This is a genomic window from Erwinia sp. BNK-24-b (assembly GCF_047456155.1).
GTDB lineage: Bacteria > Pseudomonadota > Gammaproteobacteria > Enterobacterales > Enterobacteriaceae > Erwinia > Erwinia phyllosphaerae.
The window spans coordinates 78,067-91,065 of the sequence record NZ_CP179901.1; the positions used below are offsets into that span (position 1 = coordinate 78,067).

The 12,999-nt window shown below is 54.9% G+C and carries 9 protein-coding genes, 2 tRNA genes and 1 rRNA gene; 9 read left to right on the plus strand and 3 right to left on the minus strand.

The window, feature by feature from the left end:
* Positions 1 to 16: 16 nt before the first annotated feature.
* Positions 17 to 505, minus strand: coding sequence for a transcription/translation regulatory transformer protein RfaH (rfaH, locus tag ACMGGR_RS00400; RefSeq protein ID WP_246762262.1), 489 nt, complete (start codon positions 503 to 505; stop codon positions 17 to 19).
* A 256-nt stretch (positions 506 to 761) separates the two neighbouring features.
* Between rfaH and ubiD the strand changes: the two genes are divergently transcribed.
* Both ubiD and fre read left to right on the plus strand, forming a co-directional pair.
* Complete coding sequence (ubiD, locus tag ACMGGR_RS00405) at positions 762 to 2,255, plus strand: 4-hydroxy-3-polyprenylbenzoate decarboxylase (protein ID WP_414147910.1); 1,494 nt, start codon at positions 762 to 764, stop codon at positions 2,253 to 2,255.
* Positions 2,256 to 2,276: 21 nt separating this feature from the next.
* The gene (fre, locus tag ACMGGR_RS00410) at positions 2,277 to 2,978 is read left to right on the plus strand and encodes an NAD(P)H-flavin reductase (protein WP_414147911.1); all 702 of its coding nucleotides are present in this window, start codon (positions 2,277 to 2,279) and stop codon (positions 2,976 to 2,978) included.
* Positions 2,979 to 3,015: 37 nt separating this feature from the next.
* Here the strand turns inward: fre and fadA are convergent, their stop codons facing one another.
* Positions 3,016 to 4,179 carry an acetyl-CoA C-acyltransferase FadA gene (fadA, locus tag ACMGGR_RS00415; protein ID WP_246762268.1) on the minus strand — a complete coding sequence of 388 codons (1,164 nt, stop codon included), beginning with the start codon at positions 4,177 to 4,179 and terminating at the stop codon, positions 3,016 to 3,018.
* Between the two features lie 11 nt (positions 4,180 to 4,190).
* Positions 4,191 to 6,374, minus strand: coding sequence for a fatty acid oxidation complex subunit alpha FadB (gene fadB, locus ACMGGR_RS00420; protein ID WP_414147912.1), 2,184 nt, complete (start codon positions 6,372 to 6,374; stop codon positions 4,191 to 4,193).
* 179 nt (positions 6,375 to 6,553) lie between these two features.
* Between fadB and pepQ the strand changes: the two genes are divergently transcribed.
* The 7 genes from pepQ (at position 6,554) to ACMGGR_RS00455 (ending at position 12,880) form a co-directional block, all read left to right on the plus strand.
* Positions 6,554 to 7,885, plus strand: a complete 1,332-nt coding sequence (gene pepQ, locus ACMGGR_RS00425) for a Xaa-Pro dipeptidase (protein WP_414148889.1) — start codon at positions 6,554 to 6,556, stop codon at positions 7,883 to 7,885.
* On the plus strand, positions 7,885 to 8,496 hold the full coding sequence (locus ACMGGR_RS00430; RefSeq protein ID WP_246762274.1) for an IMPACT family protein: 612 nt from the start codon (positions 7,885 to 7,887) through the stop codon (positions 8,494 to 8,496). Before pepQ ends, ACMGGR_RS00430 begins: the two co-directional genes overlap by 1 nt.
* A gap of 30 nt (positions 8,497 to 8,526) precedes the next feature.
* The gene (trkH, locus tag ACMGGR_RS00435; RefSeq protein ID WP_246762276.1) at positions 8,527 to 9,978 is read left to right on the plus strand and encodes a Trk system potassium transporter TrkH; all 1,452 of its coding nucleotides are present in this window, start codon (positions 8,527 to 8,529) and stop codon (positions 9,976 to 9,978) included.
* Between the two features lie 15 nt (positions 9,979 to 9,993).
* On the plus strand, positions 9,994 to 10,530 hold the full coding sequence (hemG, locus tag ACMGGR_RS00440) for a menaquinone-dependent protoporphyrinogen IX dehydrogenase (protein WP_414147913.1): 537 nt from the start codon (positions 9,994 to 9,996) through the stop codon (positions 10,528 to 10,530).
* A 409-nt stretch (positions 10,531 to 10,939) separates the two neighbouring features.
* Positions 10,940 to 12,481: ribosomal RNA gene (locus tag ACMGGR_RS00445) — 16S ribosomal RNA — on the plus strand.
* A gap of 74 nt (positions 12,482 to 12,555) precedes the next feature.
* A tRNA-Ile gene (locus tag ACMGGR_RS00450) sits at positions 12,556 to 12,632 on the plus strand.
* Between the two features lie 172 nt (positions 12,633 to 12,804).
* Positions 12,805 to 12,880 (plus strand) — tRNA-Ala (locus ACMGGR_RS00455).
* Positions 12,881 to 12,999: the final 119 nt, after the last annotated feature.

Here is a 12,999-nt window from a genome sequence, read left to right on the forward strand (position 1 = left end):
CCAATGACGGGCAGCGTCAAAGCTTTTGAAACTGCCTGTTGTCCAGACTGCGAACAATCTGCTTGTTTAGCAGATTCAGCAGCAGCATAGAGCGCGCTTCGCCATCCGGCTCGGTAAAAATCGCCTTTAACCCCTCAAAAGCGCCATCGGTAATCAACACTCTGTCGCCAGGCTGAGGCAGCTCAGGGTCGGGCAGCGTCGCGGTCGGCTGCGACTGCAAAGCCTCAATCACATCCTGCGGCACGGTGGCCGGCAGGTTGCCAAAGCGAACAAAATGACTGACGCCGCGCGTTGCGCTGATGGTCGTGGTATGAATCGCTTCCGGATCGAACTCAATAAACAAATAGTTCGGGAACAGCGGCTCGTTCACCTGAGTACGCTTGCCGCGTACCAGTTTCTCTAAGGCAATCATGGGGCTGAGGCAATGTACCGCCTGACGCTCAAGATGCTCTTTTGCGCGAATAAGCTGGCCACGTTTGCAATAAAGTAAATACCAGGATTCCATAACGTCACTTTGCAATTACAGGGTCGTTAAGAATAGCAAAAATCATGTGAGAGTTATAGCGACACGGGGGCGTGATGCGCGTTGGAAGGATTAGACGTAATATAAAGCGGTAACAGGCAATTTTTAATGACTGTAGTTATCAGCGGACCGATCGGGAATTTTCATCACCTTGTCCGGAGCCTGCCGCGAAAAACTAAGCACGCGCCTTTAATCCTCCCTATAATGGCCGATTCACTGACCGTACTGATGAGAAGTCATGAAATACCACGATCTACGCGACTTCCTTTCCCTGCTGGAGCAGCGTGGGGAATTAAAACGCATTACGCAAGAGATCGATCCCGATCTTGAAATGACCGAAATTGCCGACCGCACCCTGCGCGCTGGCGGCCCGGCGCTGCTGTTTGAAAATCCGAAAGGCTACAGCATGCCGGTACTTTGCAACCTGTTCGGCACGCCGGATCGCGTCGCGCTGGGCATGGGCCAGGAAGATGTTAAGGCGCTGCGTGAAGTAGGCCGCCTGCTGGCTTTTCTGAAAGAGCCGGAACCGCCGCGCGGCTTTCGCGACTTTTTTGACAAAATGCCGCAGTGGAAGCAGGTGCTCAACATGCCGACCAAACGTCTGCGTGATGCGCCGTGCCAGCAACAGATCTGGCAGGGAGATGAGGTCGACCTGACGCGTATTCCGGTAATGAAGTGCTGGCCGGAAGATGCCGCGCCGCTCATTACCTGGGGTTTGACGGTCACGCGCGGGCCGCACAAAGAGCGGCAGAATCTGGGCATCTATCGCCAGCAGGTAATTGGTAAAAACAAGCTGATTATGCGCTGGCTGTCGCATCGCGGCGGCGCGCTGGATTTCCAGGAGTGGTCGCAGCAGCATCCGGGTGAACGCTTCCCGGTTTCCGTTGCGCTGGGTGCCGATCCCGCTACCATCCTTGGTGCCGTAACGCCGGTGCCGGATACGCTTTCTGAATATGCCTTTGCGGGTCTGCTGCGCGGCACGAAATCGGAAGTCGTGAAATGTGTCTCTAACGATCTGGAAGTGCCGGCCAGCGCGGAAATCGTGCTGGAAGGCTATATCGAAGCGGGCGAGGTCGCGCCGGAAGGGCCGTATGGCGATCATACCGGCTACTATAATGAAATAGACAACTTCCCGGTCTTTACCGTGACGCACATTACGCAGCGTCGCGACGCTATTTATCATTCCACCTATACCGGGCGGCCGCCGGATGAACCCGCGGTACTGGGCGTGGCGCTGAACGAAGTCTTTGTGCCGATCCTGCAAAAGCAATTCCCGGAAATTGTCGATTTTTACCTGCCGCCGGAAGGTTGCTCCTATCGTTTAGCGGTTGTGACCATGAAAAAACAGTATGCGGGTCACGCGAAACGGGTAATGATGGGCGTTTGGTCTTTTTTACGGCAGTTTATGTATACCAAATTTGTTATTGTCTGTGACGACGACGTTAACGCACGTGACTGGAACGACGTCATCTGGGCAATCACGACGCGAATGGATCCGGCCAGAGATACCGTGCTGGTTGAGAACACGCCAATTGACTATCTGGACTTCGCGTCACCGGTTTCCGGGCTGGGTTCCAAAATGGGCCTGGACGCAACCAATAAGTGGCCGGGAGAAACCCAACGCGAGTGGGGCCGTCCCATCCGCAAAGATCCGGCCGTTACCGCGCGTATAGACGCGTTATGGGATGAGCTGGATATCTTCAGCGAGACGCGTAAAAACGCGGGCAAATAATCGATCCGACAGAGGGAACGCATGACAACGTTAAGCTGTAAAGTGATCTCGGTAGAAGCGATAACCGATACCGTATACCGGGTTCGTATGGTACCTGAAGCCGATTTCAGTTTCCGCGCCGGTCAGTATCTGATGGTGGTGATGGACGAGCGCGACAAGCGTCCGTTCTCGCTGGCTTCCACGCCGATGGAAAAAGATATTATTGAGCTGCACATCGGTGCTTCAGAACTCAACCTCTATGCGATGGCGGTAATGGAGCGGATTCAGGAACAGCGCACGATTAGCGTTGATATCCCGCATGGCGACGCCTGGCTGCGTGAAGAGAGCGATCGTCCGCTGATTTTAATCGCGGGCGGTACCGGCTTCTCCTATGCGCGTTCAATTTTGCTGACGGCGCTGGCGCAGCAGCCGGATCGCCATATCGAACTGTACTGGGGCGGACGCGAGCTGAAGCACCTTTACGATATGCCCGAGCTGGAAGCGCTGGCGGTTAAGCATCCTAACCTGCACATCATTCCCGTGGTGGAACAGCCTGAACCAGGCTGGGAAGGGCGCAGTGGGACGGTGTTAACGGCCGTTATGAATGACCACAGCGATCTGAGCGGATATGAAATCTATATCGCAGGCCGTTTTGAAATGGCTAAAATCGCGCGCGAGCGTTTTTGCGCCGAGCGTAATGCGAAAGAAGACCAGATGTTTGGCGACGCCTTCGCCTTTATCTGATCTTGCCACGGGGCAGCCTGTGCTGCCCCGGTCAGTATCAAACCCGTTCAAAAATAGTTGCGATGCCCTGTCCCAGACCAATACACATGGTCGCCAGACCGAACTGCGCATCGCGTCTTTCCATCAGGTTTAGCAGCGTAGTGCTGATTCGCGCGCCGGAACAGCCAAGCGGGTGACCCAACGCAATCGCGCCGCCGTTAAGATTCACTTTATTATCCAACTCGTCCATTAAGCCCAGATCTTTAATGCACGGCAGTACCTGTGCGGCGAAGGCTTCGTTCATTTCAAACAAATCGATATCGCTGACGGCAAGTCCGGCTTTTTTTAGCGCAAGCCGTGATGCCGGCACCGGGCCGTAGCCCATAATGGAAGGATCGCAGCCAACCACCGCCATCGACTTAACGCGTGCCCGAATCTTCAGGCCCAGCTCGCGCGCGCGTGATTCGCTCATCAGCAGCATCGCCGCTGCGCCATCGGAGAGCGCCGAGGAGCTGCCCGCCGTCACCGTGCCGTTGACCGGGTCGAAGGCTGGTTTCAACGCCGCCAGAGCCGCAACGGTGGTTTCAGGCCGAATGACTTCATCAATATCATAGCGTTTCAGTACGCCGTCGCTGTCGTGTCCGCTGGTCGCCACAATCTCTGCAGCAAAGTGGCCGGCCTGCGTGGCGGCCCAGGCACGTTGATGCGAGCGGGCGGCAAACTCATCCTGCATTTCCCGGCTAATCTGATGCATGCGCGCCAGCATCTCTGCGGTCAGGCCCATCATGCCTGCGGCTCTGGCGACGGTTTTGCCCAGCCCCTGATGAAAATCCACGCCGTGATTCATTGGCACATGGCCCATGTGCTCAACGCCGCCGATCAGGCAGGCGCTGGCATCGCCAACCATAATCATGCGTGCGGCATCGTGCAGTGCCTGCATAGAAGACCCACACAGGCGATTCACGGTGGTGGCCGGAACCCGGTGAGGGATCTCCGCCAGCAAAGCCGCGTTGCGCGCAATATTAAAACCCTGCTCCAGCGTTTGCTGCACGCAGCCCCAGTAAATATCATCCAGATTTTCTGCCGCCAGCGCGGGATTACGGCTCAGCAGCGAACGCATCAAATGCGCCGAGAGATCTTCGGCCCGAACATGGCGAAACGCGCCGCCTTTGGAGCGGCCCATCGGCGTGCGGATGGCATCAACGACAACAACTTTTTCCATTTCTCTTCTCCTCACGCCGTTTTCAGCACGGCATCGGCTGGTTTTGCCAGGGGATACCAGCTTTCACTACGCTGCGCTTTTTCCTGCAGGCTGTCGGGAAGCTGGTAAAGTGGGCCGAGCGCGACAAAGGGCTCCGCCTGGCTGGCAAAGCGGGCGCTGCCAAGGGTGTCCAGATGGCGAAAAACGCCGCCGCGAAACGGTGGGAAACCCAGTCCGTAGACCAGCGCCATATCCGCTTCGGCCGGCGAGGCGATAATTTTCTCTTCCAGGCAAAGTACAACCTCGTTCATCATTGGGATCATCATGCGGGCAATAATCTCTTCATCGCTGAAGGCACGCGGCGGCTGGCTTACGCTCTGCAACAGTTTTTCTGTTTCCGGGTCGACAGTTTTCTTCGGTTTGCCTTTCGCATCCTTTTCCCAGCGGTAGAAACCGAGCTGGTTTTTCTGCCCGAACCGTTTCGCTTCAAACAACACATCAATAGCGTCGCGGTAATCTTTCTTCATTCTGTCCGGGAAACCGTCGGCCATCACGCTTTGTGCATGATGCGCGGTATCGATGCCGACAACGTCCAGCAGCCAGGCCGGGCCCATCGGCCAGCCAAAAGTTTTCTCCATAACCTTATCGATCTGGCGATAGTCTGCGCCGTCTCGCAGCAGCAAACTAAATCCGGCGAAGTAGGGGAAGAGCACACGGTTGACGAAGAAACCGGGGCAGTCGTTGACTACGATAGGCGTTTTACCCATTTTGCTGGCCCAGGCCACGACTTTTGCCAGCGTGGCGTCCGAGGTTTTTTCACCACGGATCACCTCGACCAACGGCATGCGATGAACCGGGTTAAAAAAGTGCATTCCGCAGAAGTTTTCCGGGCGCTGCAATGCATGAGCAAGCTGGCTGATAGGGATGGTTGAGGTATTGGAAGCCAGGATGGCATCCTGATGAAGATGTTGCTCAGTCTCGGCCAGCACGGCCGCTTTAACGGTTGGGTTCTCTACCACGGCCTCGACCACGATATCGGCGCGTTCAAAACCTTCGTAGCTCAGCGAAGGATGAATAGCGGCAATAACGCCTGCCAGCTGCATAGCGTCAATTTTTCCGCGCTCCAGCTGTTTATTAAGAAGAGTCGCCGCTTCGGTCATCCCCAGATCCAGTGAATTCTGCTGAATATCCTTCATTAATACCGGCACGCCTTTGCTGGCCGCCTGGTAAGCGATTCCGCCCCCCATAATGCCTGCGCCCAGTACGCCAGCCTGCTGTGGCGGCGTTACGTTCTGCGCCAGCTTTTTCGCTTTTGCTTTGATCGCCTGATCGTTAAGGAAAATGCCGACCAGTGCACGAGCTTCGGCAGAACGAGCCAGCGGAACAAAAGCGGCCGTCTCCAGTTTTAACGCTTCATCGCGGCCCAGACCGGCGGCGGCCTCAACGGTTTTTACCGCCGTCAGCGGCGCAGGATAATGTTTTCCGGCCGTTTGCAGTACCACCCCTTTGGCGGTGGTGAAGCTCATCATCGCTTCGATTTTACTGAGCTTCAGCGGGGCCAGCTTAGGCTGACGGCGTTCGCGCCACGGCTGTTTGCCGCTGATGGCCTCATGCAGGATAGCAATGCCCGCAGCGCGAAGCTTATCGGCAGTAACCACGGCATCCACCAGGCCAAGCGCCAGCGCTTTCTGTGCGTCAACATCTTTGCCCGCGGCGATAATTTCCAGCGCGCTGTCGGCACCCAACAGGCGAGGCAGGCGAACGGAACCGCCAAAGCCCGGCATAATGCCCAGCTTCGTTTCCGGCAGGCCGATGCGCGCGTCCGGCGTGGCAATCCGAAAATCCGTTGCCAGAATAGATTCGCAGCCGCCGCCCAGCGCGTAGCCCTGGACCGCAGAGAGCGTGGGAACAGGTAAATCTTCAAGCCGGTTAAATATGCCGTTGGCGTAGTTAAGCCATTCCGTCAGTTTTTCTTCTGGCGCGGCAAACAATGATAAAAATTCGGTGATGTCCGCCCCGACGATAAAGGCGGGTTTACGCGAGCTGATAAGCACCGCTTTCAAATCAGGGAGCTGTTCAAGCACGGCAATTGCTTCGCCGAGGCTGGCCACGGTTTGCGTATCCAGCTTGTTGACTGAACCAGGCGCATCGAAAACCAGTTCGGCAATGTCGTTTTCCAGCCAGTTCAGAGTCAGGGTGTCGCTTTGGTAAAGCATTCTTTTCTCCTGCTGCCGCGCTAAAGGGATCTGGTCATACCAGATGATCGAGAGTGTGGGGTTGATGTTAATTATTTGCAAACGAGAGTTTGATTATTTGCAAACAAGATCACAGGCGCGGCAAAAGAGGATGGCCGTGATAAGATGCGCTCAATTTCGTGATTAACGGAGGCAAAGTGATGGACTCGTTGAGCGCCCTTTATCAGCAGCATCTCAGCACGCTACAGACGCGCGCGCAGCAGGTGCTGGCCCGCTTCAAGCTGGATGCCATGCTGATCCATTCCGGCGAACTGTTGACGGTTTTCCTGGATGACCACGACTACCCGTTCAAAGTAAATCCGCAGTTTAAAGCCTGGCTACCGGTAACCAGCGTGCCTAACTGCTGGCTATGGGTGGATGGCGTTAATAAGCCGAAACTCTGGTTCTATTCGCCGGTGGATTACTGGCACAACGTCGAGCCACTGCCGCAAAGTTTCTGGACAGAGCATATCGACATCGTAGCGCTGAAAAATGCCGACGATATTGGTCAGCTGTTGCCGCAAGACCGACAAAACGTCGCCTACATCGGACCCGTTGCCGAGCGCGCCGCCAGCCTTGGCATCAAAGCCTCTGCCATTAATCCACAAGGGGTAATCGATTTTCTGCATTACCACCGCTCTTATAAAACCGATTACGAACTTTATTGCATGCGCGAAGCGCAAAAAACGGCGGTGATCGGTCATCGCGCGGCGAAAGAGGCGTTTCTGTCCGGCATGAGCGAGTTCGATATCAACATCGCTTACCTTGCCGCAACCGGCCATCGGGATATCGATGTGCCTTATGGCAATATCGTTGCGCTGAACGAACATGCGGCGGTGCTGCACTACACTAAGCTTGATTACCAGCCGCCAGCGCAGCTGCGTAGCTTCTTACTTGATGCCGGTACGGAATACAACGGTTATGCGGCAGACCTGACGCGCAGCTATGCGGCCGAGGCGGGCAGCGATTACGCGACGCTCATTCAGGATATGAATGAAGAAGAGCTGGCGCTGATCGCCACGCTGAAAGCGGGCGTGCGCTATACCGACTATCATCAACAAATGCATCAGCGGCTGGCTAAGCTGTTGCTGAAGCACCAGCTGGTGAAAGGGCTGAGCGAAGAGGCGATGGTAGCGGAGAACATCACCGGGCCGTTTATGCCGCACGGCGTCGGCCATCCGCTTGGTTTGCAGGTGCATGATGTCGCCGGATTTATGCAGGACGATAGCGGTACACATCTGGCCGCGCCGCAGCAGTATCCTTTTTTACGCTGCACGCGCATTCTGGAGCCGCGTATGGTGGTGACTATCGAGCCTGGCATCTACTTTATTGAGTCACTGCTTGCCCCGTGGCGCGAAGGCAAGTACAGCCAGCATTTTGACTGGTCGCGCATTGAGGCGCTGAAACCCTATGGCGGTATTCGCATTGAAGATAACGTGATTATCCGTGAACAGGGTGTAGAGAACATGACCAGGGATTTGAAGCTGGCCTGATGGACGCATACGACATTCCCGCCGGGCCATTCAGCTTCAGCGAGGAGATCAAGAAAAGCCGCTTTATTACGCTGTTGGCGCACACCGATGGCGTTGCGGCGGCACGCGCTTTTGTACAGCAGGTGAAAAACGAACATCCCGCAGCCAGGCATCACTGCTGGGCGTGGGTTGCAGGCGCGCCTGATGATTCTCAGCAGCTGGGCTTCTCGGATGACGGCGAGCCTTCCGGCACCGCAGGCAAGCCAATGCTGGCGCAGCTAATGGGCAGCCACGTTGGTGAAATAACGGCGGTAGTGGTTCGCTATTACGGCGGCATCCAGCTGGGCACCGGCGGACTGGTTAAAGCTTACGGCGGTGGCGTACAGCAGGCGTTAAAAGCGTTACCCAGGCTGCAAAAAGTGCCGATGCTGACCTTCACGCTTGCCGTGGACTATGCGCAGCTGGCGGAAACGGAAAGGATGGTTAGCCGCTTTCACGGCCAGCTTTTACACAGCGAGTATTTGCAGTCTGTCTCACTGACTCTGGCTCTGCCGCACGCGGAGGTAGAGGGCTTTACGCAAAATCTTACCGATTTCAGCAAAGGGGCGCTGCAGCTGACCCCGCTCGACTAACTTTTATCTTGTCAGGAAAGGAACGGCTCCATGCATTTTCGTGCCATTACCCGCATCGTGGGTTTACTGGTCATTTTATTCTCGGGAACCATGATCGTTCCGGGACTGGTGGCTTTGATCTACCGTGACGGCGCCGGAAGGGCATTTACCCAGACCTTTTTTATGGCGTTACTGATTGGTTCACTGCTGTGGTGGCCAAACCGCAAACAGAAAAGCGAGCTGAAGCCGCGCGAGGGTTTTCTGATTGTGGTGCTGTTCTGGACGGTGCTGGGCAGCGTGGGGGCAATGCCGTTTATCTTTGCCGAGCATCCTAACCTTTCACTAACCGATGCCTTCTTTGAATCGTTTTCCGGTCTGACCACGACGGGCGCAACCACGCTGGTGGGTCTGGATTCGTTACCCAAAGCGATTCTGTTCTATCGTCAAATGCTGCAATGGCTTGGCGGTATGGGGATCATCGTGCTGGCGGTGGCTATCCTGCCAATCCTCGGCGTAGGTGGGATGCAGCTTTACCGCGCGGAAATGCCAGGCCCGCTAAAAGATAACAAAATGCGGCCGAGGATTGCCGAAACGGCAAAAACGCTCTGGCTGATTTATGTATTGCTGACGGTCATCTGCGCACTGGCGCTATGGCTGGCGGGTATGCCGCTGTTCGACGCAATCGGGCATAGCTTCTCTACTATAGCGATTGGCGGCTTCTCCACGCATGACGCCAGCATCGGCTATTTCAACAGCCCGACGATTAACACCATCATCGCTATTTTCCTGCTTATCTCCGGCTGTAACTACGGTTTGCACTTCTCGCTGCTTAGCGGGCGCAACCTTCGCGTCTACTGGCGCGATCCGGAATTTCGTATGTTTATTGGCGTGCAGTTCACGCTGGTTATTATCTGTACGCTGGTGCTGTGGTTTCACAATGTCTATCACAGCGGAATGCAGACGCTGAACCAGGCGTTCTTCCAGGTTGTCTCTATGGCGACGACCGCAGGCTTTACCACGGACAGTATTGCGCGCTGGCCGCTCTTTTTGCCGGTGCTGCTGCTATGCTCTGCTTTTATTGGCGGCTGCGCGGGATCGACGGGCGGTGGCCTGAAGGTGATCCGCATTCTGCTGCTGTTTAAACAAGGTTCGCGCGAGCTAAAGCGTCTGGTGCATCCCAATGCGGTTTACACCATTAAGCTGGGACAGCGAGCGCTGCCGGAGCGGATACTTGAGGCGGTGTGGGGATTCTTCTCCGCTTATGCACTGGTGTTTCTGTTGAGCATGCTGGCCATCATCGCCACGGGCGTGGATGACTTCTCGGCCTTTGCTGCCGTTGCCGCAACGCTGAACAATCTGGGGCCGGGCTTAGGGGTAGTAGCGGACAACTTCACTACTATGAATGATACGGCGAAATGGATTTTGATTTTGACGATGCTGTTTGGGCGTCTTGAGGTCTTCACGCTGTTAGTCCTGTTTACGCCGACTTTCTGGCGTGAATAACAAAAGTTGAATCTTATGAAAGCACTTATTCTTTTTTCCAGCCGCGACGGGCAGACTCGTGAAATTGCGGCTTATATAGCTAACCAGCTTAAAGAGCAGCAGGAGTGCGATACGCTTAACATCCTGCATGCCGATAATATTGACTGGACGAAGTACGATCGTGTGCTGATTGGCGCTTCTATTCGCTATGGTCATTTCCATCCAAAGGTAGATAAGTTCATCAAGCTTCATCTGGATGAATTGCGCAAACGTCCGTCGGGATTCTTCTCGGTGAACCTGACCGCGCGCAAGCCAGAAAAACGTACGCCGCAAACTAATGCCTATACGCGCAAGTTTCTGCTGACCTCTCCGTGGCAGCCTGACTGCTGCGCCGTCTTTGCCGGTGCGCTGCGTTATCCGCGCTATGGCTTCTTCGATCGCATTATGATCCAGCTTATTATGCGTATGACCGGTGGAGAGACGGATGCCAGCAAGGAAGTGGAGTACACAGATTGGGAACAGGTCGCGCGTTTTGCCCATGAATTTGCTGCATTATCACGCGGTTTGCAGTAAAAACGGACGCTTTGTTGAAAAATACGGCTGTCGGTAATTTATTTGCAATAAACGCTTGTCAGCCGTCGAGAACTCCCTATAATGCGCCTCCATCGACACGGAACAACGGCTTACGAGTCGCCGGGTTGAGAGGTTCAGGAAGCTGAACCGCCGGAGAAAAACTTCTCAAAAAGAAGTTGACTCTGAAGGAGGAAAGCGTAAGATACGCCACCTCGCAGTAAGTCGCCACGGCGCTTACCGCAACGCTCTTTAACAATTTATCAGACAATCTGTGTGGGCACTCGCAGGATTGATATCAGCGTCTCCGGACGCAAAAAAATATCAAGTCTTAAGAGTGAACACATAATGAAAATTCATTATGACGTTTTACACTTGAGCATCGCTGCACTTGTTGCAGCAAATCAAACTTAAATTGAAGAGTTTGATCATGGCTCAGATTGAACGCTGGCGGCAGGCCTAACACATGCAAGTCGAACGGTAGCACAGAAGAGCTTGCTCTTCGGGTGACGAGTGGCGGACGGGTGAGTAATGTCTGGGGATCTGCCCGATAGAGGGGGATAACCACTGGAAACGGTGGCTAATACCGCATAACGTCGCAAGACCAAAGAGGGGGACCTTCGGGCCTCTCACTATCGGATGAACCCAGATGGGATTAGCTAGTAGGTGGGGTAACGGCTCACCTAGGCGACGATCCCTAGCTGGTCTGAGAGGATGACCAGCCACACTGGAACTGAGACACGGTCCAGACTCCTACGGGAGGCAGCAGTGGGGAATATTGCACAATGGGCGCAAGCCTGATGCAGCCATGCCGCGTGTATGAAGAAGGCCTTCGGGTTGTAAAGTACTTTCAGCGGGGAGGAAGGGATGGAGCTTAATACGCTCTGTCATTGACGTTACCCGCAGAAGAAGCACCGGCTAACTCCGTGCCAGCAGCCGCGGTAATACGGAGGGTGCAAGCGTTAATCGGAATTACTGGGCGTAAAGCGCACGCAGGCGGTCTGTCAAGTCGGATGTGAAATCCCCGGGCTCAACCCGGGAACTGCATTCGAAACTGGCAGGCTAGAGTCTCGTAGAGGGGGGTAGAATTCCAGGTGTAGCGGTGAAATGCGTAGAGATCTGGAGGAATACCGGTGGCGAAGGCGGCCCCCTGGACGAAGACTGACGCTCAGGTGCGAAAGCGTGGGGAGCAAACAGGATTAGATACCCTGGTAGTCCACGCCGTAAACGATGTCGACTTGGAGGTTGTGCCCTTGAGGCGTGGCTTCCGGAGCTAACGCGTTAAGTCGACCGCCTGGGGAGTACGGCCGCAAGGTTAAAACTCAAATGAATTGACGGGGGCCCGCACAAGCGGTGGAGCATGTGGTTTAATTCGATGCAACGCGAAGAACCTTACCTGGCCTTGACATCCACGGAATTTGGCAGAGATGCCTTAGTGCCTTCGGGAACCGTGAGACAGGTGCTGCATGGCTGTCGTCAGCTCGTGTTGTGAAATGTTGGGTTAAGTCCCGCAACGAGCGCAACCCTTATCCTTTGTTGCCAGCGATTCGGTCGGGAACTCAAAGGAGACTGCCGGTGATAAACCGGAGGAAGGTGGGGATGACGTCAAGTCATCATGGCCCTTACGGCCAGGGCTACACACGTGCTACAATGGCGCATACAAAGAGAAGCGACCTCGCGAGAGCAAGCGGACCTCATAAAGTGCGTCGTAGTCCGGATCGGAGTCTGCAACTCGACTCCGTGAAGTCGGAATCGCTAGTAATCGTGGATCAGAATGCCACGGTGAATACGTTCCCGGGCCTTGTACACACCGCCCGTCACACCATGGGAGTGGGTTGCAAAAGAAGTAGGTAGCTTAACCTTCGGGAGGGCGCTTACCACTTTGTGATTCATGACTGGGGTGAAGTCGTAACAAGGTAACCGTAGGGGAACCTGCGGTTGGATCACCTCCTTACCTGAAGATACCGTCGTGCGAAGTGCTCACACAGATTGTCTGATAGAAAAGTAACGAGCAGAAAAAACCTCTACAGGCTTGTAGCTCAGGTGGTTAGAGCGCACCCCTGATAAGGGTGAGGTCGGTGGTTCAAGTCCACTCAGGCCTACCAGATTCTTTCCTGTCCTGCGTTGTGACTTCACTTGCATATCGTGATATGCGGCGCGAAGCCACGCCTTGACCAGAAAAGAATTGCATCTTTCGCAGGAGAGATGCTGCTGCGGTTTTCCGCAAGGAAAAACGTGACCTGGTGGAGTGGTAGATGGTCTCTGCAGTAACTGTATGGGGCTATAGCTCAGCTGGGAGAGCGCCTGCCTTGCACGCAGGAGGTCAGCGGTTCGATCCCGCTTAGCTCCACCATGCAGTTTACAACACTATCTCAAAACTGGCTTACGAGCCACGTTTGAGATATTTGCTCTTTAACAATCCGGAACAAGCTGAAAATTGAAACGACGCGTCGCGTTCATTCTCCGTAATAA